Source organism: Citrobacter sp. JUb117, assembly GCF_024809055.1.
In the GTDB taxonomy this organism is placed as follows: Bacteria; Pseudomonadota; Gammaproteobacteria; order Enterobacterales; family Enterobacteriaceae; genus Citrobacter; species Citrobacter gillenii.
The window spans coordinates 188832-212457 of record NZ_JANUFB010000004.1; the positions used below are offsets into that span (position 1 = coordinate 188832).

22 protein-coding genes are annotated in these 23626 nt (G+C 53.3%); 5 read left to right on the top strand and 17 right to left on the bottom strand.

The window, feature by feature from the left end; translation table 11 throughout:
• Positions 1 to 13: 13 nt before the first annotated feature.
• From carA to M2374_RS10860, 3 genes are all read right to left on the bottom strand, one after another.
• Positions 14 to 1162: a glutamine-hydrolyzing carbamoyl-phosphate synthase small subunit gene (gene carA, locus M2374_RS10850; RefSeq protein WP_115259495.1), complete on the bottom strand. Its 1149-nt coding sequence runs from the start codon at positions 1160 to 1162 to the stop codon at positions 14 to 16.
• Between the two features lie 456 nt (positions 1163 to 1618).
• Positions 1619 to 2440, bottom strand: coding sequence for a 4-hydroxy-tetrahydrodipicolinate reductase (gene dapB / locus M2374_RS10855; protein ID WP_181688483.1), 822 nt, complete (start codon positions 2438 to 2440; stop codon positions 1619 to 1621).
• A 269-nt stretch (positions 2441 to 2709) separates the two neighbouring features.
• Positions 2710 to 3342: an alanyl-tRNA editing protein gene (locus M2374_RS10860; protein WP_181688484.1), complete on the bottom strand. Its 633-nt coding sequence runs from the start codon at positions 3340 to 3342 to the stop codon at positions 2710 to 2712.
• A 92-nt stretch (positions 3343 to 3434) separates the two neighbouring features.
• Here M2374_RS10860 and M2374_RS10865 point away from each other — a divergent pair, with 92 nt between their 5' ends.
• Positions 3435 to 4343: a LysR family transcriptional regulator gene (locus M2374_RS10865; RefSeq protein ID WP_135912612.1), complete on the top strand. Its 909-nt coding sequence runs from the start codon at positions 3435 to 3437 to the stop codon at positions 4341 to 4343.
• Here M2374_RS10865 and rihC read toward each other — a convergent pair whose 3' ends face one another.
• From rihC to M2374_RS10900, 7 genes are all read right to left on the bottom strand, one after another.
• Positions 4344 to 5258, bottom strand: coding sequence for a ribonucleoside hydrolase RihC (rihC, locus tag M2374_RS10870; RefSeq protein WP_096759472.1), 915 nt, complete (start codon positions 5256 to 5258; stop codon positions 4344 to 4346).
• Positions 5259 to 5323: 65 nt separating this feature from the next.
• Positions 5324 to 6274, bottom strand: coding sequence for a 4-hydroxy-3-methylbut-2-enyl diphosphate reductase (gene ispH / locus M2374_RS10875; RefSeq protein ID WP_115259499.1), 951 nt, complete (start codon positions 6272 to 6274; stop codon positions 5324 to 5326).
• A gap of 1 nt (position 6275) precedes the next feature.
• A complete protein-coding gene (fkpB, locus tag M2374_RS10880; RefSeq protein ID WP_115259500.1) occupies positions 6276 to 6725 on the bottom strand; it encodes an FKBP-type peptidyl-prolyl cis-trans isomerase in 450 nt (149 codons plus the stop codon).
• A 117-nt stretch (positions 6726 to 6842) separates the two neighbouring features.
• Positions 6843 to 7340: a signal peptidase II gene (gene lspA, locus M2374_RS10885; protein WP_096758363.1), complete on the bottom strand. Its 498-nt coding sequence runs from the start codon at positions 7338 to 7340 to the stop codon at positions 6843 to 6845.
• A complete protein-coding gene (gene ileS / locus M2374_RS10890; protein WP_117342342.1) occupies positions 7340 to 10156 on the bottom strand; it encodes an isoleucine--tRNA ligase in 2817 nt (938 codons plus the stop codon). The genes lspA and ileS overlap by 1 nt, the downstream gene beginning before the upstream one ends.
• A 37-nt stretch (positions 10157 to 10193) precedes the next feature.
• The gene (gene ribF / locus M2374_RS10895) at positions 10194 to 11132 is read right to left on the bottom strand and encodes a bifunctional riboflavin kinase/FAD synthetase (RefSeq protein WP_181688485.1); all 939 of its coding nucleotides are present in this window, start codon (positions 11130 to 11132) and stop codon (positions 10194 to 10196) included.
• A 7-nt stretch (positions 11133 to 11139) separates the two neighbouring features.
• Positions 11140 to 11355, bottom strand: coding sequence for a DUF2575 family protein (locus tag M2374_RS10900; protein WP_096758366.1), 216 nt, complete (start codon positions 11353 to 11355; stop codon positions 11140 to 11142).
• Between the two features lie 105 nt (positions 11356 to 11460).
• On the opposite strand from M2374_RS10900, the gene rpsT reads away from it, so the two are divergent.
• The gene (rpsT, locus tag M2374_RS10905) at positions 11461 to 11724 is read left to right on the top strand and encodes a 30S ribosomal protein S20 (RefSeq protein ID WP_003018940.1); all 264 of its coding nucleotides are present in this window, start codon (positions 11461 to 11463) and stop codon (positions 11722 to 11724) included.
• A gap of 59 nt (positions 11725 to 11783) precedes the next feature.
• Here rpsT and nhaR read toward each other — a convergent pair whose 3' ends face one another.
• The 4 genes from nhaR to dnaK form a co-directional block, all read right to left on the bottom strand.
• On the bottom strand, positions 11784 to 12683 hold the full coding sequence (nhaR, locus tag M2374_RS10910; RefSeq protein ID WP_115259503.1) for a transcriptional activator NhaR: 900 nt from the start codon (positions 12681 to 12683) through the stop codon (positions 11784 to 11786).
• 38 nt (positions 12684 to 12721) lie between these two features.
• Positions 12722 to 13888 carry a Na+/H+ antiporter NhaA gene (gene nhaA / locus M2374_RS10915; RefSeq protein WP_115259504.1) on the bottom strand — a complete coding sequence of 389 codons (1167 nt, stop codon included), beginning with the start codon at positions 13886 to 13888 and terminating at the stop codon, positions 12722 to 12724.
• A 210-nt stretch (positions 13889 to 14098) separates the two neighbouring features.
• Positions 14099 to 15232: a molecular chaperone DnaJ gene (dnaJ, locus tag M2374_RS10920; protein WP_115259505.1), complete on the bottom strand. Its 1134-nt coding sequence runs from the start codon at positions 15230 to 15232 to the stop codon at positions 14099 to 14101.
• Positions 15233 to 15318: 86 nt separating this feature from the next.
• Positions 15319 to 17235 carry a molecular chaperone DnaK gene (gene dnaK, locus M2374_RS10925; RefSeq protein WP_096758373.1) on the bottom strand — a complete coding sequence of 639 codons (1917 nt, stop codon included), beginning with the start codon at positions 17233 to 17235 and terminating at the stop codon, positions 15319 to 15321.
• 384 nt (positions 17236 to 17619) lie between these two features.
• Here dnaK and M2374_RS10930 point away from each other — a divergent pair, with 384 nt between their 5' ends.
• Positions 17620 to 18024 (top strand): DUF2541 family protein, encoded by a 405-nt coding sequence (locus M2374_RS10930; RefSeq protein ID WP_181688486.1) that lies wholly within the window; start codon positions 17620 to 17622, stop codon positions 18022 to 18024.
• Between the two features lie 171 nt (positions 18025 to 18195).
• Positions 18196 to 18762 (top strand): acetate uptake transporter, encoded by a 567-nt coding sequence (satP, locus tag M2374_RS10935; RefSeq protein WP_096758375.1) that lies wholly within the window; start codon positions 18196 to 18198, stop codon positions 18760 to 18762.
• Between the two features lie 35 nt (positions 18763 to 18797).
• Here the strand turns inward: satP and M2374_RS10940 are convergent, their stop codons facing one another.
• The 3 genes from M2374_RS10940 to tal all read right to left on the bottom strand — a co-directional run bounded on the left by M2374_RS10940 (position 18798) and on the right by tal (position 21881).
• Positions 18798 to 20105, bottom strand: a complete 1308-nt coding sequence (locus tag M2374_RS10940; protein WP_137362035.1) for an MFS transporter — start codon at positions 20103 to 20105, stop codon at positions 18798 to 18800.
• A 124-nt stretch (positions 20106 to 20229) separates the two neighbouring features.
• Positions 20230 to 20817 carry a molybdopterin adenylyltransferase gene (gene mog, locus M2374_RS10945; RefSeq protein WP_117342344.1) on the bottom strand — a complete coding sequence of 196 codons (588 nt, stop codon included), beginning with the start codon at positions 20815 to 20817 and terminating at the stop codon, positions 20230 to 20232.
• Between the two features lie 110 nt (positions 20818 to 20927).
• Positions 20928 to 21881 (bottom strand): transaldolase, encoded by a 954-nt coding sequence (tal, locus tag M2374_RS10950; protein WP_096758378.1) that lies wholly within the window; start codon positions 21879 to 21881, stop codon positions 20928 to 20930.
• Between the two features lie 274 nt (positions 21882 to 22155).
• Between tal and M2374_RS10955 the strand changes: the two genes are divergently transcribed.
• A complete protein-coding gene (locus M2374_RS10955) occupies positions 22156 to 23586 on the top strand; it encodes a sodium:alanine symporter family protein (protein WP_181688487.1) in 1431 nt (476 codons plus the stop codon).
• Positions 23587 to 23626 lie beyond the last annotated feature (40 nt).

Consider the following 23626-nt stretch of genomic DNA (forward strand, 5'->3'; position numbering starts at 1 on the left):
TTTTAACTCCTGATTATTTCGCGGACTGACGGTATTGCTCAATTAACTCGATAAAGTGGTCGAACAGCGGCGCAGCATCGTGCGGCCCCGGGCTCGCTTCAGGGTGGCCCTGGAAGCTAAACGCCGGCTTATCGGTGCGATGGATACCCTGTAGGGTGCCATCGAACAATGATTTGTGTGTGACGCGCAAGGTAGCAGGCATCGAGGCTTCATCCACCGCAAAACCGTGGTTCTGCGCGGTAATCATCACGGTGTTGTTATCGATATCTTTCACCGGATGGTTGCCGCCGTGGTGGCCAAACTTCATCTTGATGGTCTTCGCACCGCTCGCCAGCGCCAGCAGTTGATGGCCGAGACAGATGCCAAACACCGGAATATCGGTTTCGAGGAATTTCTGAATCGCGGCAATCGCGTAGTCACACGGTGCCGGGTCGCCAGGACCGTTGGACAGGAAGATACCGTCCGGACTCATCTTTAATACGTCTTCTGCGGAGGTCTGCGCAGGCACAACCGTCAGGCGGCAGCCGCGATCCACCAGCATACGCAGAATGTTGCGTTTCGCGCCGAAATCGTAGGCAACCACGTGGAACGGGAGTTCTTCAGCGGATTTTGCTTCCGGCAGGTCGCCTTCCAGCGTCCAGCTTCCCTGGGTCCAGCCATACGGTTCTGCCGTAGTGACTTCTTTCGCCAGATCCATGCCGTTCAGGCCCGGGAAGGCTTTCGCTTTTTCCAGCGCCAGCTGTGCATCCAGGTTATCCCCTGCGATGATGCAGCCGTTCTGAGCGCCTTTCTCGCGCAGCAGACGGGTCAGCTTACGGGTATCAATATCGGCAATCGCCACTATGTTATGGCGCTTCAGGTAAGAAGAGAGGTCTTCGGTATTGCGGTAATTGCTGGCAATCAGCGGCAGGTCGCGGATGACCAGACCTTGCGCATGTACCTGAGAAGATTCTGCATCGGCTTCATTGGTGCCGACATTGCCGATATGAGGATAAGTAAGGGTGACGATTTGGCGGGAATAGGAAGGATCAGTGAGGATTTCTTGATAACCGGTCATTGAAGTATTGAAAACGACTTCCCCAACCGCCGAACCTGTTGCCCCTATGGCCCGACCGTGAAACTGGGTTCCGTCTTCCAGAACCAATAGCGCTGACTTAATCAAAACACCCTCCAGAGAATATTCACTCACTTTATTTGCATATTAATTCATTAACACAGTATGAATCAATGCAAATTTGCTTACCTATGGATTTCTGGCAAACGGCGGCATTCTAGAGACAGCCCGGGGAAAAGTCTACCCAAAAGGGGATTTTTTATTATTATTTTACGCCACTGGGACAAATCATGTGATTTAACAGGCAAAAAGATCAGCTAAGTAACGGTAGAAAACGCTTGCGGGAGGTCAAGAATGTAAAAATGAATCATGACAGACAAAAAAGTGGACCATTTGGTCAAAATTTACATTGAGGCAACAAAAACACATTACAAAACATCTTAAAATAAGTATTTTAATTGAAAATTATAAAAACAATGGAAAAATAAAAGGGCAATAAAATATTGCCCTATGTAATCAATAAATTATGATTACCATAACCACATCACGAAGGGTAATAAAACCTTATAAACTGCCTAAATCAAGCACATCTTTCATATCAAAAAGACCGTTTGATTTACCTTTCAACCACATCGCCGATCTTACCGCACCGTTGGCAAACGTCATGCGGCTGGACGCTTTGTGCGTAATCTCGATACGTTCGCCAATATCGGCGAACATCGCCGTATGTTCCCCGACGATGTCACCAGCACGCACCGTGGCAAAACCGATAGTGCCAGGCACACGTTCACCGGTGTAACCTTCACGCGAGTAGACAGCACAGTCCTTTAAATCTTTGTCCAGCGCCCCGGCAATCGCCTCCCCCATCGCCAGCGCCGTCCCTGACGGTGCGTCGACTTTATGACGGTGGTGCGCTTCAATAATTTCGATGTCGGTATAGTCGCCCATCACCTTCGCCGCTTTCTCCAGCAGTTTAAGCATCACGTTCACGCCAACACTAAAGTTGGCGGCAAACACAATGCCGATATCCTGCGAGGCATCGCGAATGGCCTGCTTACCGGCATCATCAAACCCGGTCGTGCCAATCACCATGCCTTTTGCATGCTGCCGACAAAATGCCAGATGCGTCAGCGTGCCTTCCGGGCGGGTAAAATCGATAAAGACATCGAAATCGTCTTTTACCGCTTCGAGGCTGCTCTGAACGGTTACGCCAGATTTTCCAACGCCCGCCAGCTCACCAGCATCGCTGCCCAGTAAAGAGGAGCCGTCACGCTCTAGTGCCGCCCCCAGTTGTACTCCTTCCATCGCCATCGCAGCCTGAATTAACTGCCGTCCCATGCGGCCACCGGCGCCTGCAATGGCGACGCGGATTTGTGCATCATGCATAGCTATTCTCTTTTGTTAAAATTGCGTAAATCGTTTTCAGAGTAACCAGCCCGCGACAGGGTCGCCAGCCGAAAACGTCCATAATTAGAAATTAATGATAAACAGAGAGGAATATCAGTAAAAGACATGATTCACCCCGCAGGATGAATCATTGCCGCAGTCGGGGAAAGAAGTCAAACTCGCTCAGAATGGCGACAGACGATAAGAAAAGCACTTTAAAACCCAACGGTAGGTAGCCAATTCGCGTGACCGTTTCTGCCAGCCCATTTTCAGGCCGCTAGAGTATAGCTCACCACCATCTGCCCTTTTTTCAGCTTAACCTGTGTAATGATCACCTCACCCAACTCGGATAAACGGGCCACGTGCGTACCGCCACAAGGATATCCCGGTAGGTCACCAAAACCGACCTGGCGTAAGCCACCGTCAAAGGTAATTCGGCGCGCAAGATTGTCGGTCTGCCATTGGCCAATTTTCGCCATCAGTTGTGCCGCTTCCGGCAAAGTGCTGCCCTCGCCTGTCGCAAAAGTAATGCGCCCTTCATTCGGCCAATGGTGCGCTTTAACCGGTCGCCAACCAAATATTTCACCGGCCTGACCAATCATGTGCCCGGCTGAGTGCAGACGGGCGTGAAGATGGCGGACAGCAGCATCAATATGCAGCGTCGTTTCGCCAGGCGGCAGCGGTTGCGCCACAATATGCACCACCTCTTCACCGCGCGTCATCACGCCTTCAACCGGGACGCCACCGATCGCGCCACTGTCCGAGGGTTGTCCGCCGCCCTGTGGATGAAACAGCGTGCTATCGAGCGTAATCGCAAAGCACCCATCGGGTTCTGCCGTGCAGTGTGTGATCGTCGCATGGCCTCGGGTGTCATCGCTGGTGTAATAAAGACGTTCAGTCATGGTTGTTCTCCTCTTGATGAGCAGAGTATATTCACTTTACCAGCACCGATAATCCCATCAACATTCAATGCATCTTTGCCCGGTACGCACAAATGAATCCCAACCTGCTTCCTGACCTTGCCACCTTTGTGTTGATTGTCGACCAGGGGAGTTTCTCCGCCGCCGCCAAAATATCCGGCGCAACGCCTTCCGCTATCAGCCGCAGCGTCTCGCGGCTTGAGCAGGCATTAGGCAGCAAACTGCTGCACCGCACCACCCGTAAGCTGGCGCTAAGCGAGACCGGGAAGATGGTTTATGAACACGCGCAAGAGATGCTAAACGCCGCGCAAATGGCGGTAGACTCCGGCAGCAGCCGCCAGACCATTGCCCAGGGGAAGCTAACGGTCAGCGTGCCAAAGGCGGTCGGGCGTTTTGTTATTCACCCTTTAATGGCGGAGTTTTTCACCCGCTTCCCGGACGTGGATGTCTGTCTGAGGCTGGAAGACCGCTATATGGACTTGATTGATGATGGCGTGGATCTGGCACTGCGCATCAGTCAGTCGCCGTCGCCGGGTTTGTACGGCAAGCCGCTGATGCCGGTCAGTCACGTTATCTGCGCCACACCGGAATATTTGCGCCAGCACGGTACGCCCGATACCCCACAAGCCCTGCGCGATCATAGCTGTATTAGCCTTGGCGAAACGCCCGCTGATTCGCGCTGGAAGTTTCGCCGTGGGGATAAAATTGAAACTCTGCAAACTCATGGGCGTTATGCTGCCAACCATACCGGCGTGCGGCTGGACGCGGTAAAGCATCATCTGGGGATTGGCAGCCTGCCGCTGTTTACCGCCCGTGAAACGCTTGCCAGCGGCGAGATTGTCCAGGTATTACCGGAGTGGGAGTTTATCAGCGATTACAGCGGCGATCTGTGGCTCTTATGGACACGCAACCAACATATGCCCGCCAGAATGCGGGCCATGATTGATTACCTTAGCGAGAAATTGCCTCAATCTGGCCGTTGATTATGGCGCGCGTGACAGCACCTCAGCGACCCACTGGCGGAAGCCGTCAACATCCAGCGCCAGCGCGACCTGCGCGTTGGCGGGCTGCCCAAGGCGACCCTCGATATCCACTACCGTCGTTCCCGAGGTGTATTCCCCCTGGGTTTCCACCGCCACAAAGCAGGGCTGGAGCGTGAACAGATCCGGGCGGACCAGCCAGGCAATGGCGCAGAGATCGTGCATACGCAGACCGGTATTCATGCTGCCGCTACGATAATGACTGAACAGCGCGTGCAGCATTTTCCCCGTCTGATTAAGTGCGGGTAATGTTGCCAGGTACTCTGGTGCCAGCATGGCCTGGTTGGTGACATCCAGCCCGCACATGACTATCTCCAGCCCACTGCGAAAGACCTTCGCCGCCGCTTCGGGATCGACAGCAATATTAAACTCCGCATTGGGCGTAAAGTTACCGCGCCCGGCTGAACCGCCCATCATCACCAGGCGGCGAATATTGAATACGCATTCAGGATAGTGGGTAAGCAACAGAGCAATATTGGTCAACGGGCCAATTGCCACCAGCGTAACGGGCTGCGGGGCATGCATCAGCGCATCTCGAATTGCCTGGAAGGCGGGTTTCGCCAGCGGCTGCCGATTGTGTTCGACAAAATCATACCCTGCCATACCGGACTCACCGTGCACTGAAGCCGCATCACGCAGCGGCCGCACCAGCGGCATAGCTGCCCCCTGCGCCAACGGAATATCCGCATTCCAAAAGTGCAGCAACTGCAACGCATTACGGGTCGTTTTTTCCACCGACACGTTGCCTGCCACCGTCGTCATCAGTTGCAGATCCAGCTCGGGGGAAAACAGTGCAGCGGCAATCGCCGCCGCATCATCAATGCCGGGATCGGTATCAAGAATGATCGGTAAGCGCATGGTTTCTCCAAAAAAAATGCCAGACGTTAAGTCTGGCATCTTCTCATAATCATGACGCGAAAGAGTTACTCTACTTCACGAACATCCACACGCAGCTCTTTCGGCACTTCGAAAACGATGTTCTCTTCACGGCCTTCCAGTGGGATAGCATCCCCACCGCCGAGCTCCTGCAGACGGACAATCACGTTCTGTACCAGAATATCCGGCGCAGAAGCACCGGCCGTCACGCCGACGCACGCCGCATCTTTCACCCAGGCTTCCTGGATATCGGTCGCATCGTCAATCAGATACGCGGCCTTGCCCATACGCTGGGCCAATTCTGCCAGACGGTTGGAGTTAGACGAGTTTTTCGAGCCGACAACCAGTACCACATCCGCTTGCTCCGCCAACGCACGAACCGCTTCCTGACGGTTGGTGGTGGCATAGCAGATATCGTCTTTGCGCGGCCCAACAATTTTTGGGAAGCGTTGACGCAGGGCATCGATCACATCAGAGGTGTCATCAACCGAGAGCGTAGTCTGGGTCATGAAGGAGAGCTTACCTTCATTTTTGACATTCAACGTCAGGACGTCTTCCGGCGATTCCACCAGGTACATCCCCCCCTGCGGGTTGCTGTACTGGCCCATCGTACCCTCAACCTCCGGGTGTCCGGCGTGACCAATCAGAATCGACTCTTCGCCACGGCGGCTGGCGCGCGCGACTTCCATATGCACTTTGGTCACCAGCGGGCAGGTGGCATCAAAGACCGTCAGATCGCGGCCTTTGGCTTCGTTACGCACGGCCTGAGACACGCCGTGGGCGGAGAAAATCAGGATCGCACCGTCCGGTACTTCACTGATTTGCTCAATAAAAATAGCGCCGCGCTCGCGCAGGCTATCCACCACATAGCGGTTATGCACCACTTCATGACGGACATAAATCGGCGCGCCGTAGATAGCCAGCGCGTTTTCCACAATGCTGATAGCGCGGTCTACGCCAGCGCAAAATCCGCGCGGGTTAGCCAACAGGATCTGCATTTTACGCCTCCAGTGCCGGTTCGACTTCCAGCACTTCAATATCAAAATGAACGGTATGCCCAGCCAGCGGATGGTTGAAGTCAACCGTGATGGAATCACCGTTGATTTCGCGGATCACGCCAGGCATCTCACTGCCGTCCATTGCGGTAAAGAGCATGATAGCGCCAATTTCTGGCTCACCCGCGTCCATAAACTCCCGACGCGAGAAATACTGAATGAGGTCCGGGCTTGATACGCCAAAAGCAGCATCAGGCTCCAGAGCAAAAGTGGTTTTATCGCCCTCTTTTAACCCCAGCAGGTGTTGTTCCAGTCCTTCAGACAGAGAACCGTCGCCCAGGCGAAACAGCGCAGGCTTGCCGTTGCTGCGGGTTGACTCTGCGGTGGAGCCATCGTCGAGCTTTAAGGTGAAGTGCACCAGCACCGCACTGTTACTCTGTACTGATTTAGACATGCAGGTTGCTCTTTAAAAGTGCTGCCGCCTGTTTGCCCGGTGGCACTACGCTTACCGGGCCTACAAGATTCGCAGTAGAGTGTAGGCCGGATAAGCATAGCGCCATCCGGCATATTTTTATGCGGCTTTTTTCTCTTTCGCCGGTAAGAAGCCTTCCAGCACAATCAACGCCGCACCGATACAAATCGCCGTATCGGCAAGGTTGAAGGTGGCGAAATGCCAGTCACCGACGTAAAAGTCAATCATATCCACGACGAAGCCATGCCACAGGCGGTCAAACAGGTTGCCCAGTGCACCGCCAATGATTAACGCATACGCGATGTTATTCAGCTTCTGCGTCGCCTTCGAGCGATACATCATCACCATTAGAATGACGCAAATACCGATCGCGATACCGGCAAAGAACCACCGCTGCCAGCCACCGCTGTCAGCCAGGAAGCTAAACGCCGCGCCATAGTTACGCGCATAGTGCAGATTCAGTGACGGGAACAGCGACACCGTATCCCCCAGAGCAAAATTCTGGAGGATCAGGTACTTGCTGCCCAAATCAATAATCAGCACGACTACCACCAGCCACAGCCAGCGGAGTCCTGTTGAACAAAGAGGCTGACTCATCAGGCAAACTTACGTTGTTCGCCATCACCGGCGATGTTGCTGACACAGCGTCCGCAGATTTCTGCGTGTTCCGCCACCTGACCCACGTCGGTCGTGTAATGCCAGCAGCGCGGGCATTTCTCGCCTTCGGCTTTGCTCAGAGCAATTTTCAAGCCTTTGAGCAGTTCGCTCTGCTGAGCATCGGCCGGTGCTGCAGCATAGTCCGCAACGGTCGCACCCGAGGTCAACAGAACAAAGCGTAACTCTTCGCCCAGCGCTGTCAGCTTGGCAGCCAGTTCAGGTTCAGCGTACAGGGTCACTGCCGCTTCCAGAGAACCGCCCACTTTCTTGTCTGCACGTGCCTGCTCGATGACCTTGTTCACTTCGCCACGCACTTTCAGCAGCTCGTCCCAGAACGTATCGTTCATCGCTTCGGTATCGGCCAGGCCAAACAGCCCCTGATACCACTCACCGGTGAAGACGTATTTTTCACGATCGCCCGGCAGGTAGCCCCAGATTTCATCTGCGGTGAAGGACATGATCGGCGCCATCCAACGCACCAGCGCTTCAGCAATATGGAACAGCGCGGTCTGGCAGCTACGACGCGCCACGCTGTCCGCTTTCGCGGTGTATTGACGGTCTTTGATGATGTCAAGGTAGAACGAACCCATTTCGACGGAGCAGAAACGCATCAGGCGCTGTACCACTTCGTGGAAGTCATAGGCTTCGTAGGCTTTGAGGATCTCGTCCTGCGCCGCTTGCGCACAGCCCACAGCCCACCGGTCCAGAACAACCATCTCTTCCGGTTTCACCATGTCTTTCACCGGATCAAACCCGTTCAGGTTTGCCAGCAGGAAGCGCGCGGTGTTACGGATACGGCGATAGCTGTCGGCAGCACGTTTCAGGATTTCGTCAGAAACGGCCATTTCACCGGTATAGTCGGTAGACGCCACCCACAGGCGCAGAATATCCGCACCCAGCTTGTTCATCACGTCCTGCGGAGAAACGGTGTTACCGATGGACTTGGACATCTTGCGGCCCTGACCATCAACGGTAAAACCGTGGGTCAGTACCTGACGGTACGGCGCTTTGCCCTTCATCGCAGTGGAGATCATCAGCGAAGACATGAACCAGCCACGATGCTGGTCAGAGCCTTCCAGATACATATCTGCCGCATGCCCCGAAAACTCAGGACGCACGTCGACGACGGATGAGTGGGTAGAACCAGAGTCGAACCATACGTCCAGGGTATCCGGTACTTTGACGTACTGATCGGCTTCATCACCGAGGATATCTTTGGGATCGAGATCCCACCACGCCTGGATACCGTCAACTTCAACGCGTTTAGCCACTTCTTCCATCAGTTCGATGGCGCGCGGATGCAGCTCTTCAGTGTCTTTGTGGACAAACAGAGACATCGGCACACCCCACGTACGCTGACGGGAGATACACCAGTCAGGGCGGTTGGCGACCATCGATTCAATACGCGCCTGGCCCCAATCGGGGATCCACTGCACGCCTTTGATCTCTTTCAGCGACTGCGCACGCAGGCCTTTCTGATCCATGCTGACAAACCACTGCGGGGTGGCACGGAAGATGATCGGTGACTTGTGACGCCAGCAGCACGGATAGCTGTGCTGCATCTTCTCAACGTGCAGCAGTGCACTTTTTTCAGTCAGCAGCGCCACGACAACATCGTTCGCTTTGAAGACGTTAACCCCATCCAGGGTCGGGTACGTACCCGGCAGATAGGTACCATCTGGCCCTACCGGGTTTGCGACTTCCAGGCCGTATTTCTGACCAATCACATAGTCATCCGGACCGTGGCCAGGCGCGGTGTGTACCGCACCGGTACCGGCATCCAGCGTCACGTGATCGCCCAGGATCGCCGGAACATCAAAGCCCATGAACGGATGGGTAAAGCGCAGCAGTTCCAGCTCAGCGCCTTTTACCGTGCCCAGAATGGTGTAATCCGCCGCGCCGAGACGCTGCATCACACTTTCGACCAGATCTTTTGCCAGAATCACGGCCTGACCGTCAATCTGCACCAGTGCATAGTCAAAATCAGGGGCCAGAGAAATCGCACGGTTAGCCGGCAGGGTCCACGGGGTGGTGGTCCAGATAACCAGAGAGATCGGGCCATTCACGTCAGAAACGCCAAATTTCGCTTTCACCGCATCCTGATCGGCGGCGTGGAACGCAACGTCGATAGACGGGGAGGTTTTGTCGTAATACTCAACTTCCGCTTCCGCCAGCGCGGAACGGCAGTCTACACACCAGTGCACCGGCTTCGCGCCTTTATGCAGATGGCCGTTACCGATGATTTTTCCCAGCGCGCGAATGATGTTGGCTTCGGTTTTGAAGTCCATCGTCAGGTACGGCTTCTGCCAGTCACCCAGCACGCCCAGACGGATAAAGTCTTTACGCTGACCGTCAACCTGCGTTGCGGCGTATTCGCGGCACTTGGCGCGGAACTCTGCGGCAGTGAACTTTTCACCCGGCTTGCCGAACTCCTGCTCTACTTTCAGTTCGATAGGCAGGCCGTGGCAGTCCCAGCCAGGGATATAAGGGGAGTCGTAACCGGAAAGCCCTTTGGACTTCACGATAATGTCTTTCAGAATCTTGTTAACGGAGTGACCAATATGAATGCTGCCATTCGCATAAGGAGGGCCATCATGCAGAATAAAGGTTTTTTTGCCTTTTTTAGCCGCACGAATGATGCCGTACAGGTCATCATCGGTCCAACGCGCCAGCATTCCCGGTTCACGCTTGGCGAGATCGCCGCGCATCGGGAACCCTGTTTCCGGCAAATTCAAGGTTGATTTAAAGTCACTCATCAGATTCTCGGTTCCGTATTTAAAACTCGTATAGGCGTTAAGCCGGTTTTGATAGCCCATAAAATTCGCGGGCAGTTAACTCATCACGCGCAATCTGCGCTTTTAGTTCATCCAGCGAGGCAAATCGCTGCTCGTTGCGTATTTTTTTACGCAGCACGACATCTATATGGCGACCGTAGAGGTCCATTACAACGTCCAGTAGATGCACTTCTAACTGCTGGCGTACACCGGCCACCGTTGGGCGGGTTCCGATATTCGCGACACCGGGTAAAGGCGTTTCGCCCAAGCCCATCACCTCAACCGCGTACACCCCTTTAACTGGAGAAACCTGGCGACGAAGCGGTAAATTCGCCGTGGGGAACCCGATGGTCCGCCCTAACTCGTCGCCGTGTACCACCCGTCCTGATATGGTAAACGGATGGCCCAGTAAGCTTTCGGCTAACAGCAGATTATCTTCTGCTAGCGCCTGGCGCACAGCAGTGCTGCTGATTCGCACCCCGCCCTCACAGAAGGTCTGGGTGCTGGTGATATCAAAGCCATACTCCGCGCCCGCTTCCTGTAATAACAAGAAATCGCCCGCGCGGCTAGCGCCAAAGCGGAAATCATCACCTACGGCAAGAAATTGTACGCCAAGGCGCTTCACCAACAGGTCGCTGATAAAGTTCTGCGCCGTTAATGCGGCAAAACGCCGGTCAAAACGCACGCACAGCACGTAATCAACACCACATTCCGCCAGATAACGCAGCTTTTCCCGCAGGCGGGTCAGTCGCGCAGGTGACTTTTCAGTCGCAAACAGCTCCAGCGGCTGCGGCTCGAAAATCATCACCATGACCGGTAAATTTCGTTTGCGCCCTTCTTCCTGTAAGCCCTGCAACAACGCGCGATGACCACGGTGCACGCCGTCGAAATTACCAATAGTCAGCACACACCCATGCGGGGCCTGACTGAGATTATGTATGCCTCGTATCAGCTTCATGTCTGGCTCAAAACAGTGAAAATCGTGAAAGTATACCCTGTACAGCGGTCAAGGTTAACCGGCGATTGGTTCTGCGAAACAGAAAGAAGATTGTTTTCATTGTTATGAAACAAAATGCGGTCCTCCGCTGACCAATCAATTCAACTTTTCTCGTGGAAAAGCTGTATTCACAGCACGCAAGCTGGTAGAATCCTGCGCCATCACTACGCAACGAGTGCTGCAATTTAAACGGCGCTTATTTGCACAAATCCATTGACAAAAGAAGGCTAAAAGGGCATATTCCTCGGCCTTTGAATTGTCCATATAGAACACATTTGGGAGTTGGACCTTGGCTAATATCAAATCAGCTAAGAAGCGTGCCGTTCAGTCTGAAAAGGCCCGCAAGCACAACGCTAGCCGTCGCTCTATGATGCGTACTTTCATCAAGAAAGTATACGCAGCTATTGAAGCTGGCGACAAAGCTACTGCACTGAAAGCATTTAACGAAATGCAACCAATCGTGGATCGTCAGGCTGCTAAAGGTCTGATCCACAAAAACAAAGCTGCACGTCATAAAGCAAACCTGACTGCACAGATCAACAAACTGGCTTAATCGCCTGCTTGCTGTCGCTTTGTGAAAAAACCCGCGTAAGCGGGTTTTTTTATGTCTGTTTACTTACTCCCCGGCGCAAACAATGCCGAGTAGTTAGCATTGCAAATACGCTGCACCGCCGGATGCTGGATCATCCTCTCCGCAAAAATGGCATGGTACTCCTCCATCACATTCTCCACGCGTCCAATCTCAATGATGGAATCATCAGCGTAGAAATTGTTCGAATAGAGCGTAGGGGCGACGAAAATAGCATTGTGCGTAGCGCCAAAGGCTTTCATCAAGGCGGCATCGTCAAACTCCCCGAGGATCTCAACGTTCAGTCCCTGCGAGTTAATCCAGTTCAGCAGCTTGCGTCCGAGCATTGAGCGACGTCCTGGTATCAGCAGGCGACGCTCCTCAAGGCAGGCTGGAAACGGCTTCTCCGGCAGCGGATTGGTGCACCAGAAACTCACGCAACACTCGCCGATTTTTACCGAGAACAGCCCTTCCTGCTGCGTTGAGTCGATTGGGCAGTCGGAGATAATCATATCCAGCTTGTGCTGGCTGAGCTGCTCCAGCAGCATCTCATGCGTGGATTCAAAGCAGCGTAGATGGATTTGTTCATCGTCAACGACGGCAGCGTCGAGCACGCTACTGACCAGCTGTTTAGATAACGCATCCGCCACGCCCACATCGAACAGCAAGTTAGACTCTTTGCGGTAGTTCACGATATCCAGCATCTCCTGGCTTAAAGTGAACATTTTGTCCGCATAACGAAAAACTAATTCGCCTAGCTCACTAGGCTCCAGCCCTCGCCCCTTACGCTTAAACAACTTCCCCTGTAAGCGCTCCTCCAGCGCTTTGATCTGCCCGGTAATGGTTTGCGGTGTCAGATAAAGCGCTTCTGCGGCCCCCACCACCGAACCTTCTTTATACACATGCCAGAAGTAATACAGGTGGTTGTAATTTATATGAGACATACTCTCTCCCTGAAAATTGTCACCAAAGGGTTATCGGCTCAGGCTGACGCGTTTAACCGGGTACGCAGCCAGCTATAACCGATCACCGCCGATAGCAGAGAACCAATCAGGATCCCCAGTTTCGCCCAGTTAATCAGCTCCGGATCAACGTTACCAAACGCCAGGCTGGCGATGAAAATAGACATCGTAAAGCCAATCCCGCAAAGAATACCCACCGCCATGATTTGCTGGAAGTTCGTGCCTTCAGGCAGCTGCGCCACCTTGAGGCGTAATGCCAGCCAGCAGAACAGGCTAATCCCCAGCGGTTTACCGATAAGCAGGCCGGCGATAATCCCTAGCGGCAGGATGGAGGTCAATCCGTCCATCGTCACACCCTGCAGTGGAACCCCCGCATTGGCGAAGGCAAACAACGGCAGAATCAAATAGGCCACCCACGGATGCAGCACATGCTCCAGACGTTTCGCCGGAGAACGGCCATGCTTTTCCTTCAACGGGATGAAGAAACCGACAATCACACCCGCCAGCGTCGCATGCACCCCTGACTTCAGCACTGCGGTCCATAGCACGACGCCCACCAGGATATAAATACCGGTACGTCTGACACCACACAGGTTCAACGCCGCCAGAATAAGAATCGCTAATGCGGCAACCCCCAACGACAGCAGAGAGAGATCGCTGGTATAGAACAGTGCGATGATCACAATCGCGCCAAGATCGTCAATAATCGCCAACGCCATGAGAAAGATTTTCAGCGCCAGCGGAACACGGCTGCCCAGCAGCGCCAGTACGCCGAGCGCAAAAGCGATATCCGTTGCCGCCGGGATCGCCCATCCTTCACGTGTGATGGGGTCGGCATAGTTGAATGCCAGATACAACAGCGCCGGGACAATCATCCCGCCAATCGCGGCAATCACCGGAAATGCCGCCTGGCGTAAACTGGCCAGAGATCCCTGCATCAGCTCACGCTTAACTTCCAGACCAATCAGCAGGAAAAACACCGCCATTAAGGCGTCGTTGATCCACAGCAGCATATTTTTATTGATCTCAAGCGCGCCGACCCGCAGTTGAACCGGGGTCTCCAGAAAGTCGTGGTACCATCCACTGGTTACGCCGATATTGGCCATCAACATTGCTACTACCGCAGCGATGATCAAAATAATGCCTCCCGAGGCATCGCTACTAAAAAAACGATGTAGATGTTTCACTTTTATTCTCTCTATTGGGTGAATACTTCGTAATTACTATCTTACTCCGCATAACTCATCGTTAATATTAGATTATTTATGATAAATAGATCGGTTTTTACGATCTAACAATCTGGGGATTGTTTCGTTCCTGTTCAGGACGGATCCGAAAAAATAAAAAAGCCTGAGACTCTTCAGTCCCAGGCTTTTTATCAAATTTATGGCGGTAAATTAACGCGTCAGGTCGTCAAAGAATTTCTTTACGCCGTCGAAGAAGCTTTTAGAACGCGGGCTGTTTTGTTCCCCCGTCGGGCCACCAAAACTGTCCTGCAGATCTTTCAGCAACTGTTTCTGCTTGTCGTTCAAACCAACCGGGGTTTCAACTACCACGCGACACAGCAGATCGCCCTGAGCACCACCGCGTACCGACTTAACGCCTTTACCACGCATACGGAAAAGTTTACCGGTTTGCGTTTCGCCAGGGACTTTTAACTTCACGCGGCCATCCAGCGTCGGGACTTCAATCTCGCCGCCCAGCGCAGCCATCGCAAAGTTGATCGGCACTTCACAGTACAGGTTATTTCCTTCACGTTCGAAAATCGGGTGCTGTTTCACCTGCACCTGAACGTACAAATCGCCTGACGGTGCGCCATGCTCACCCGCTTCGCCTTCACCAGATAAACGAATACGGTCACCGGTATCAACCCCTGCCGGGATTTTAACGGACAGTGTTTTGCTCTTCTCTACGCGGCCATGCCCGTGACATTTGTTGCACGGATCTTTAATCAGCGTACCGCGGCCCTGACAGTGTGGACAGGTCTGCTGTACGGCAAAGAAACCCTGACGCATCTGCACCTGACCGGAACCGTGACAGGTCGGACAGGTCTGCGGCTGAGTCCCGGATTTCGCGCCGCTGCCGTGGCAAACGTCACACTCTTCCAGCGTAGGAATACGGATCTCTTTGGTGACGCCACGCACGGCTTCTTCCAGAGTGAGATCCATGTTGTAACGTAAATCCGCACCACGTGAGGCGCGCTGACGGCCACGACCACCGCCAAAGATATCGCCAAACACGTCACCAAAGATATCGCTGAAGTCAGCACCGCCGCCGAAACCGCCACCGCCGCCCATACCGCCTTGCTCAAACGCAGCATGACCGTACTGATCGTAAGCCGCGCGTTTTTGCGCGTCGGTCAGGATCTCGTAGGCTTCTTTGATCTCTTTGAATTTGGCTTCGGCCTCTTTATCACCCTGGTTACGGTCCGGGTGAAATTTCATGGCCAGGCGCTTATAGGCCTTTTTGATTTCACGCTCTTCCGCTGTTTTGGAAACGCCCAAAATCTCGTAATAGTCTTGCTTAGCCATCTCTTTTTATCTGCCCCTAACATGCGTGCACGGGCGGAGAGGAAACCTCTTCGCCCGTGCCAGTGTTTTACCCGTTCAAAGGGCGATTATTTTTTGTCTTTCACTTCTTCAAACTCAGCGTCGACAACATCGTCATCTTTCGCGTTGTTCGCGGAAGCATCAGCTGAACCCGCCTGCTGCTGTGCATGCTGCTGCTGAGCGATTTCCATCAGTTTCTGGGAAACCTGTGCCAGCGCCTGCATTTTCGCTTCGATATCTGCTTTGTCTTCGCCTTTCAAAGACGTTTCCAGCGCAGTCAGAGCGGACTCGATAGCAGTTTTGTCGTCAGCCGGCAGTTTATCGCCTGCTTCTTCAACCTGCTTGCGAGTGCTGTGCAGCAGATGGTCACCCTGGTTACGGGTCTGGACCAGCTCTTCAAACTTACGGTCAGATTCTGCGTTCGCTTCTGCTTCGCGAACCATTTTCTGAATTTCTTCTTCGTTCAGACCAGAAGACGCCTTGATGGTGATCTTCTGCTCTTTACCGCTGTTTTTATCTTTCGCAGAAACGTGCAGGATACCGTCAGCATCGATATCGAAGGTCACTTCGATCTGCGGCATACCGCGCGGTGCCGGGCTGATACCATCCAGGTTAAACTGACCCAGATCTTTGTTATCAGCAGCACGTTTACGTTCACCCTGCAGCACATGGATGGTTACCGCAGACTGGTTGTCTTCAGCGGTAGAGAACACCTGGCTGTGCTTGGTCGGGATAGTGGTGTTTTTCGCGATCAGCGGAGTCATCACGCCGCCCATGGTTTCGATACCCAGAGACAGCGGGGTAACGTCCAGCAGCAGTACGTCTTTAACATCACCGGTCAATACACCACCCTGAACAGCAGCACCGATTGCCACAGCTTCGTCCGGGTTAACGTCTTTACGCGGTTCTTTACCGAAGAACTCAGCAACTTTCTTCTGTACCATCGGCATACGAGTCTGACCACCGACCAGGATAACATCCTGAACGTCAGAAACAGACAGACCAGCATCCTGCAGAGCAACTTTCAGCGGCTCGATAGAACGGTTAACCAAGTCTTCTACCAGGCTTTCCAGTTTCGCACGAGTCACTTTGATGTTCATGTGTTTCGGACCAGACGCATCTGCAGTGATGTACGGCAGGTTAACGTCGGTCTGCTGCGCAGAAGACAGCTCAATTTTCGCTTTCTCTGCGGCTTCTTTCAGGCGCTGCATTGCCAGCGGGTCGTTACGCAGGTCAATGCCCTGATCTTTCTTAAATTCATCAACGAGATAGTTGATCATGCGGCTATCGAAGTCTTCACCACCGAGGTGGGTATCACCGTTGGTTGCCAGAACTTCGAAGGTTTTTTCACCGTCAACTTCGTCGATTTCGATAATAGAGATATCGAAAGTACCACCACCGAGGTCGTAGACCGCGATAGTACGGTTGCCGACTTCTTTGTCCAGACCGTAAGCCAGTGCGGCAGCGGTCGGTTCGTTGATGATACGTTTGACTTCCAGACCTGCGATACGGCCGGCGTCTTTCGTTGCCTGACGCTGAGCATCGTTGAAGTATGCAGGTACGGTGATAACAGCTTCAGTTACCGGTTCGCCCAGGTAATCTTCAGCCGTTTTCTTCATTTTTTTCAGCACTTCAGCAGAGATCTGCGGCGGTGCCAGTTTCTGACCTTTTACGTCAATCCATGCATCACCGTTGTCAGCACCGATGATTTTGTACGGCATGATGGCTTCATCACGCTGTACTTCTTCGTCCTGGAAGCGGCGGCCAATCAGGCGTTTAATCGCAAACAGGGTGTTTTGCGGGTTTGTCACTGCCTGACGTTTAGCCGGCTGACCAACCAGAGTTTCACCATCCTGGGTATAAGCAATGATAGAAGGCGTGGTGCGATCGCCCTCGGCGTTCTCCAGCACACGTGCAGTAGTGCCATCCATAATCGCTACACAAGAGTTGGTAGTACCCAGGTCGATACCAATAATTTTACCCATCTAAACGTCTCCACTAAAAATTCTGTCATCAGGTGGTTGTGAATCTGTAATAAGGGCGAAACGTGCGGTTTCAACTACCCTGAATCGTTTTTTTTCAGACTCACCACTGCGGTTGTCTACAAGATGGGGTCGTAACCCACGTCATCAAGGGGGGCATGCAAATTTTTTTTAGCCCGATCGTAATAAAATGAGAGATAACGGGCAGAAAAACAGGAAAGTAAATAGTCACCACCCCAAAATAATTCATAAAACCAATATTAAAAATACCAGTCATTCACTTGAAAATTGTAATAAAAAGAAAAGATTACCTGCATGAACCGTTTTTCCAACGGCGGTATTATGGTCACTCGTCACTCACTTTTGAACCCGTCAAAGAGAAATTTCATGAAATCCCTGTTTACCCTTCCCACCAGCCTGTTGATAGGCCTGCTGCTGAGCAGCGCTGCACAGGCTAACGATCATAAAGTTCTGGGAATGATTGCCATGCCCAGAAATGCAAGCAACGATCTCACGCTAAGAATCCCTGTTTGTCGTGTCGTGAAGCGTATTCAACTGACGGCAGACCGTGGTGATATCACACTAAATGGCGCTTCCGTTTATTTTAAAGCCGCGCGCATGTCCAGCCAGAGCCTGAATGTTCCTTCCTCCATCAAAGAGGGGAAAACCACCAACTGGATTAACATCAATAGCGACAACGACAACAAACGCTGTGTGTCTAAAATCACCTTCTCTGGCCAGTCAGTAAACTCCTCCGACATGGCGACCTTAAAAGTCATTGGTGATGACTAACCCCCTGACTTCTCGGCCATGATATTCAGTACTGGGGAAAAAAATTCGTTTTCCCCTCATCAGATCATAGACAGCCCCCTCTCCCCTGATTATCATGCCGCGCCCCGAAGTCCGTGATCGTTTTTCGGGGAAATTATTTCACCATTCAATCAATGATGATTTTGAGGAATTATGGGCAACACTAAGTTGGCTAATCCGGCACCGCTGGGCCTGATGGGCTTCGGCATGACCACCATTTTGCTTAACCTGCATAACGCGGGTTTCTTCGCCCTTGACGGTATTATCCTGGCGATGGGACTGTTCTACGGCGGTATCGCGCAAATTTTTGCCGGTCTGCTGGAGTACAAAAAAGGCAATACCTTCGGCTTAACCGCCTTCACCTCTTACGGCTCGTTCTGGCTGACGCTGGTCGCGATCCTGTTAATGCCGAAAATGGGCCTGACAGAAGCACCGAACGTGCAGTTCCTGGGCGTGTATTTGGGTCTGTGGGGCGTGTTCACCCTGTTCATGTTCTTCGGCACACTGAAAGCAAACCGCGCGCTGCAGTTTGTCTTCCTGAGCCTGACCGTGCTGTTCGCCCTGCTGGCTGTGGGCAATATTGCAGGTAACGAAGCGATTATTCATGTTGCTGGCTGGATTGGCTTAGTGTGTGGCGCAAGCGCCATTTACCTGGCGATGGGTGAAGTGCTGAACGAACAGTTTGGCCGCACCATCCTGCCAATTGGTGAAATGCACTAATTCTGTCTGTATCCCCCCGCAAGGGGGGATAATCCTTACAGACGCTGTAATTCTCCCTCAGCATCCGTATCACGATGATAAATATCCTGCCGTAGCCAAATCCCCAGCCCTAAACCCACCAGCGAAAGCGCCAGCACATACCAGGCCGGAGCCATCGGCGACACACTCATCAACATCGTGACCGCGATTGGCGTCAAACCACCGAAAATGGCATACGAGACGTTATAGGAAAAAGAAATACCGGTAAAACGGACTTCCGCCGGGAACGCCCGTACCATCACGTAAGGCACCGCGCCAACCACGCCAACGCACAGCCCAACCAGACCGTACAACAGGAACAGGTGCTCAGGATGACTGCCGATCAGGTGATAGAAAAACCAGCTGGAACAGGCCAGCAGCAGGCTACCGACAATAAAGGTTTTGCTGGCACCCACTCTGTCGACCACGAATCCCGCCAGCAAGCACCCGATGCACAGCATAATGGTGGCCACGCTGTTGGCCTGTAACGTCAGCGCAGGTGCAAAACCATACTGTTTTTGCAGCCAGACGGGCGACATCAGGATCACCACCACAATCCCAGCTGAGAGCAGCCAGGTCAGTAGCATCGACACCGCCACTGCTTTTTTATGCTTGCTGACGACCGACTTCACCGGCAGTTCCTGCGCCAACGCTTTGCGCTGCTGCATCTCGAGAAAGATCGGCGTCTCCTGCAACCAGCGGCGCAAATACATTGCCACCAGCCCAAACGCACCTCCCAGCAAGAAAGGTATACGCCAGCCGTACTCATGTACCGCCTGCTGCGTCAGGCTGGTATTCACCAACGTGGCCACCACCGAGCCCAGAAGGATCCCCACCGTTAACCCGGCGGTCAGCGTTCCACAGGCAATGCCGATACGGCGCTCCGGCACGTGTTCGGCAACAAATACCCACGCCCCCGGCACTTCTCCTCCAATGGCGGCACCTTGCAGAATACGCATCAGCAACAGCAACAGCGGGGCCAGGATCCCCATCGAGGAATACGTCGGCAGCAGACCTATCGCCAGCGTCGGTATCGCCATCAGTAAAATGCTCAGAGTGAACATTTTTTTGCGCCCGACCAGATCGCCAAAATGCGCCATGATGATGCCGCCTAACGGGCGCGCCAGATAGCCCGCGGCAAAAATACCGAAGGTTTGTACCTGACGTAGCCATTCGGGAATGTCCGCGGGGAAGAACAGCTCACCCACAACGGCGGCAAAGAAGACAAAGATAATAAAATCATAAAACTCGAGCGCCCCACCGAGAGCAGCGAGCGAAAGGGTTTTATAATCCTGGCGATTCAGCGGTCGAGAATGTTGTGACATAGCAAACCATGCGTCAGTGGAGTGATTGAAGGTGTTTAGCGATACGTGTAAATCAAAAATTACTATATCGTAAACAATTCAATACTCCACCGGCATTGCGCTTTATGTCACGAAAAGGCTACTTTCAGGCATTTGTATCGCGTATCGCGCTTTTAGGCCGAAAAGATGCTACCACTTCCGGGGCGGTTTCCACATACGGCCCATCCAGCAGCTGTATACAATATGGTACACTTGCAAAAATACCCGCCACAATAACGTTACCGTCGGCGTCTTTCACCCCTTCCAGCGTTTCTTTGATCGATTTCGGCTGGCCAGGCAGGTTGAGGATCAGTGCCTGCTTGCGAATAACCCCAACCTGACGGGAGAGGATCGCCGTCGGCACAAAGTGCAGGCTAATCTGGCGCATTTGTTCACCAAAGCCGGGCATCTGCCTGTCGGCTACCGCCATCGTAGCATCTGGGGTTACATCACGACGCGCTGGGCCGGTGCCGCCGGTGGTCAGCACCAGGTGACAGCCCATTTCATCAACCAGTTCACACAATGTTTGTTCAATGATCGCCTGCTCATCCGGGATCAACCGGGTTTGCAGTTCAAAAGGCGTTGTCAGGGCGGACGCTAGCCACTCTTCAAGTGCGGGAATACCCTTATCCTGATAAACACCGCTGGAGGCACGGTCAGAAATAGAAACTAAGCCAATGCGTAAAGTATTCATGATTATTCCGTTTAAACAGTCTCGTTAAACAGAATGATACACTGCGAAGGGAAGGACAGACAGATTTCAGAAGAGGTAGCGTGACCCCCGTCAGGGCCACGCGCAAATGATTACAGCAGATCGCCGATCATTTTTTCCAGTTTGCCCTGGTCTACAGCAAACTTACGGATACCGTCCGCCAGTTTGTCTACAGCCATCGGGTCCTGGTTGTGCTGCCACAGGAACTCAGCTTCAGTGATACGTGCAGGACGCGCTTTCACTTCGCCAGAGAAGGACAGTTTACGTTCGAGCGCGCCTTCGCTTTCAGCCAGCTCTTTCAGCAGTGCCGGGGCAATAGTCAGACGATCGCAGCCCGCCAGCTCAATGATTTCGCCAATGTTACGGAAGCTCGCGCCCATCACCACGGTTTCGTAACCGTGCTGTTTGTAGTACTCATAGATTTCCGTGACGGAAACCACACCCGGATCTTCTGCCGGTGCGTACTCTTTCTTATCGGTGTTGGCTTTGTACCAGTCCAGAATACGGCCAACGAACGGAGAAATCAGGTAAACGCCTGCTTCTGCACATGCACGCGCCTGCGCGAAGGAGAACAGCAGAGTCAGGTTACAGTTGATGCCTTCTTTTTCCAGCTGCTCCGCGGCACGGATACCCTGCCAGGTAGAAGCCAGTTTGATCAGAATGCGATCGTTGCTGATGCCAGCATCGTTGTACATTTTGATCAGACGTTTCGCTTTCGCGATAGACGCTTCGGTGTCGTAGGACAGGCGCGCGTCAACTTCAGTAGAGATACGACCCGGGACCAGTTTCAGGATCTCCAGGCCGATGTTTACCGCCAGTTTGTCCGTCGCGTCGACGACCTGCTGCGCGCGGTCGTTGCTCTGCTGCTTAGCCCAGGCCACAGCGTCATCAATCAGCTTGCGGTATTCCGGGATCTGCGCTGCGTTAAGAATGAGAGAAGGGTTAGTTGTGGCATCCTGAGGCTGATACAGCTTCATTGCCGCGATGTCTCCGGTGTCGGCCACTACAGTGGTGAACTGACGAAGGGAGGTCAATTTGTCCGTCATGATAGCGTTTCTCTTTAAACAGCGTGTTAGGGGGATGTAACCGATCTTTCCTGATGATAGCACGACGCACTCTCAGCGCAACCGCCGGGAGTGCCTCACCTGCCGTTCAGCCCTGATTACGCATCTCAGAGCCTATAGTGCGCAATTAAAGAGTCGACCTGATGTTATGGTAAACTCCCGCTATCAATCTCATTACAAGGTTTATACTGTTCGATAATTGGTAGCGCTTACATCAGGATATTAGCGCGTGCCGGCATCAACAAGAGGGATGTTAATGCCTGATTTTTTCGCATTTATTAATGAAATACTGTGGGGCTCGGTGATGATCTATCTCCTGCTGGGCGCAGGATTTTGGTTCACTTACCGTACCGGTTTCGTCCAGTTCCGCTACGTTCGCCAGTTTGGCAAAAGTCTTAAAAATAGCATCAACCCACAACCTGGGGGTTTAACCTCATTTCAGGCTCTGTGTACCAGCCTCGCCGCCCGTATCGGCAGCGGGAACCTGGCAGGCGTAGCCCTGGCTATCGCGGCTGGGGGGGCGGGTGCCGTCTTCTGGATGTGGGTCTCGGCGGTGATCGGCATGGCAACTTCATTTGCCGAATGCTCACTCGCCCAACTGTATAAAGAACGCGACAGTAAAGGCCAGTTTCGCGGCGGACCCGCGTGGTATATGGCGCGCGGGCTGGGCATGCGCTGGATGGGCGTTCTGTTCGCCATCTTTTTACTCATTGCCTATGGCTTAGTTTTTAACAGCATCCAGGCGAACTCGGTCTCGCGTGCGCTGGAGTTTGCTTTCGACATCCCGCCCCTCGTATCCGGGATCTCGCTGGCAGTGCTGTCTTTGCTCGTCATCGTCGGCGGTATTAAAGGCGTTGCCCGCCTGATGCAATGGATCGTGCCCTTAATGGCCCTGCTGTGGGTCGGCTGCAGCATCGTCATCTGCCTGTGGCATATCGGACAGATCCCTGAGGTCATCGTCACTATTGTGAAAAGCGCGTTTGGCTGGCAGGAAGCCGCCGCCGGCGCCGCCGGGTATACGCTAAGCCAGGCCATTGCCAGCGGCTTTCAACGCGGTATGTTTTCTAATGAAGCGGGCCTGGGTTCAACGCCTAACGCCGCGGCCGCGGCCGCGTCATGGCCTCCGCATCCCGCCGCACAAGGCATTGTGCAGATGATTGGCGTGCTGGGCGATACGTTGGTTATCTGTACGGCCAGCGCAATGATTATTCTGCTGGCAGGCAATGGCACCACGTACGTTCCAATGGAAGGTATTCAACTGGTCCAGAAGGCCATGGTAACGCTCACGGGGGAATGGGGTGCCGGGTTCGTTGCGCTGATTGTGGTTCTGTTCGCCTTCAGCTCTATTGTCGCTAACTACATTTATGCAGAAAATAATCTGATCTTTCTGAAACTGGACACCATTCGCATCATCTGGATTTTGCGTATTACCACCGTCTGCACCGTGATCGGCGGAACACTACTCCACTTTCCGCTCGTGTGGCAGCTCGCCGACATTATTATGGCCTGCATGGCCATCACGAATCTGACGGCGATTTTGCTGCTTTCCCCGGTTGTTCATACTCTTGCCAGCGACTACCTGCGCCAGCGAAAACTCGGCGTGCGACCGGAATTTGATCCGCAGCGTTATCCTGATATCAGACAACAGCTTGCACCTGATACCTGGGATGAGCCGCCGCGCAGCTAGCGCGGCAATCGCAACCATCGATCAATTCTGTCGTTTTTTT